The sequence below is a fragment of the Actinoplanes sp. NPDC051633 genome (genome assembly GCF_040681735.1).
In the GTDB taxonomy this organism is placed as follows: domain Bacteria; phylum Actinomycetota; class Actinomycetes; order Mycobacteriales; family Micromonosporaceae; genus Actinoplanes.
This window is the reverse complement of record NZ_JBFAZH010000986.1, coordinates 1-2928: the sequence shown is the minus strand read 5'-3', so window position 1 is coordinate 2928 and position 2928 is coordinate 1. Positions and strand designations below refer to the sequence as shown.

At 74.4% G+C, this 2928-nt stretch carries 2 protein-coding genes; one reads left to right on the top strand and one right to left on the bottom strand.

Annotated elements, in window-relative coordinates; all coding sequences use genetic code 11:
* Nucleotides 1-445: hypothetical protein (locus AB0M20_RS35630; protein WP_364304946.1), on the top strand; the 445-nt coding region annotated here is incomplete at its 5' end.
* A gap of 1484 nt (nt 446-1929) precedes the next feature.
* Here AB0M20_RS35630 and AB0M20_RS35625 read toward each other — a convergent pair.
* A complete protein-coding gene (locus AB0M20_RS35625; RefSeq protein WP_364304945.1) occupies nt 1930-2052 on the bottom strand; it encodes a hypothetical protein in 123 nt (40 codons plus the stop codon).
* Between the last annotated feature and the right edge of the window lie 876 nt (nt 2053-2928).

Here is a 2928-nt window from a genome sequence, read left to right as displayed (position 1 = left end):
TACGAATGACAGCGGTGCGACCGGGATCCTGCGCGGAACCCGGGCCCCCGCCGACGCTCGCGCCACCGATCACCGGGACGCTGCGCACGACGTCACCGCCGGGCCCACGCCCAGCCGGCACGCCACCTCCCGACCCTCGGCCGCCGGATCCCGGCCCGTGGGCGCCACCGCCCACGCCTCCACTCAGCCGAGCTCCACCGACGGCTGCTCCACCGACGGCTGCTCCACCGACCGCGGCTCCTCCGCGGGCGGTTCCGCCTACGGGGCGGTCGGCGGCGATCGACCGATCCGGGTGGTTACGGCCCGCCGGGCCGCCTGCCACAGCTCCGCCCATCGCGGCTGCGCCTCCCGTCGCGGCTGCGCCTCCAACTACAGCTCCGCCTCTTGCGCCTTGCGCGCCGGCACCTGCGGGCCGGGTCCCGCCCATGGCGGGTCCGGCCGCTGAGGGCCGGTCCGTCACCACGGTGTCTTCGACGCCCGCGCTATCCGTCCGGCTGGTGGCGGGCCCGCGTCCGCCCTGCTGGACAAAGTTGGGGCGACCAGCCCTGTTGTGCTCGTCACGGGGATTGCCGGCCGGGGATCCGTCGCGGCGAGCGTCCACGGATCCTCCACGGCCGTCCCGCGGGTAGGTACCGTCCCGCTCGCCACGGTGGTCGTAGGCGCCGAAGTCCGTCTCGCGACGGCGGCCGTCGGCGGCTTCGTGATCCGAGCCGTTCGCACCGGCCCGGCCCGGCCCGGCACTCCGCGCGTCCCAGACGCCATCCCGTTCATCGCGCCCGTATCCGGCGTTGCGGCTGGAGCTCTCACTCGCCACGCCACGCGAATCCGCCGGAACGCTGCCGCCGTACTCGGTGCCGTGACCTGCGCTTCCGGGCCGGGCGCGGCCATCCGAGCCGCCGGCGCGTCCGTATTCGGTGCCGCGACCCGGGCCTTCGCTCACGACACCGCGAGGATCCGCCGAGCCGCCGGCGTTCGCGCCGTACTCGACGCCGTCGTAGATGTCCGACCGGGAGCGATCGCGGCCGCCGGCGCCGCGTCCGTACTCGGTGCCTGGACGTTGTCCTCGACTATCGACGCCGGGGCGCTCGTCCGAGCCGGCGCCGCCGTTCCGGAAGCCACCACGGCCAGTGTCCGGACGGGACGGGCCGACCCGGCCGCTACTGCCGTAAACGCCGTCGTTCCCGGGCGCACCGTTGCGCGGATCGTCAACGGCGGCCTGGTCCATGCCTGGCCGGGCGGACGGGTAGCCACCACGAACGCCCCCGCTGCCGTTGCCCGCGCCGCCATAAAGGCCCGCGGAGCCGTGCTCCGTGCCGGCCCAAGGAGGACTTCCCGTCGCGGGCCGTTCCGCCGAACTGATGCCGCCGGCCGCACCAGCGTCACGCGCTGCGTTCCAGCTCTCTTGGTTCTCGCGTCGGCCGGCGCCGTAGCTGCCGCCGGCGTCCCAGCCGTCCTGCGGCTCGCCTCGGCCGGCAGCGTCGCGGGGTCCGTTCCAAGTTCCGTGTGGCTCGCGCGGGGGGAGTTCGTCGCCGCCGGGATGGTTGCTCGCTGCGTTCCAGGTTCCGGGTCGGCTGCTCCGGTCGTCGCCCTGTCCGTCCCAGCCGCTGGTGTTCCGGGCCGGCTGGTCAGCCGCGGGAGACGCGAGGCCGTGGTCGTCCCCGAAGGCCTGGCCTCGGGACGAGCCGACGGGACCGGTCCACCCGCCGCGATCCACGTCGCGCGGGTCGGGAACCGTGCCGCGTGCGGCAGCTTGGGCAGCGGAGCGAGACGGCAGAGTTTGGCCTGCGTCGGCGGCGGCAAGGCGCTGTCCGAGACTCGGTTCGCCGCTCCGGCCGCCAGGGTCGGATTGCCGGGGATATCCGCGGCCGTAATCGTTCTCGGACTCTGCGAGTGGCTGGCGACCGTAGTCCCGTCCAGCCGGACCCGGCATCACGGGCACTGCGGCTGAACCGGCCGATGCCCGCCCGGCTCCACCCGGCGCGGCCGGCCGGCCATCGCCCGGACCTCGCTCATCGACCGGAACAGACCCACCTGGCCGACCGAAATGCCCACCGGTCGGATCCTGTCCGTCCGGCACGTCAGCCCGCGCCGAAGCACCTCGGCCGGCGTTGCTCGGACCGGTGGACCCGCCCGCTTGCTCGCCCGCCACGAAGAAGTTGAAGCCATCGTCGCGCCGATCAGCTTCGGACTCGCCGCGATAGCTGATGGGCCCTCCGGCCACCCCGCCATCCGAGGTCCACTCCGCCTCGTAGCCGTCACCGACCATCGGCCAGCCCTCGCTCCCGCCGGCACGTTCGCTCCCGCCGGGGCCCGCCCGGTGCTCGCGTTCACCGGAGGCTGTCCAATGCTCGCGCCTGCCGGGGTGTCCCCGGTCCTCGCGCCCACCGGAGTCCCCGGAGTGTGCGTGTCCCACGCCGCCCCCCGCAGCTCTACGTCCGTCACCCGAATCGCGTTCATGCGAGCCGGCAGCCGACCCGCCTTGCCCGCCACTGACCCGGGCAACCTCAACACCAGGAAGGACCTGCCCGTGGTCCCGCGGCAGTCCGTCCGGCTCACCATCATCCACGCGGACGCGCGAACCGCCACCCCGTCCGTCGGGAGCCGGACCGACAGCGCCGCCACTCAGGCCGCCGTCATCGCCCTGTTGGGAGGCGGCGGACCTCTCCTGAGTTCCGCCGATCGCGACAGCAGAACTGACCTCATCCGCGCCGCGCTCGGAGTGTGCGTCGTGCGTGGTGCCGGCGCGACCGTTCTGTCCAACGCCAGGGCGCCGACCACCGGCGCTGGAGTCCTCATCGTCGAAGGGCCAGGACGGCCGCCTCAGCTCCACCCAGGCGGGAGACCGCTCGCGATCCGAGGTAGGCCCCACCCCGCGGGATCCGCTGCCCGGCTCGGACGGCCACAAACCATCCGCCGCCGCGTCGGCCC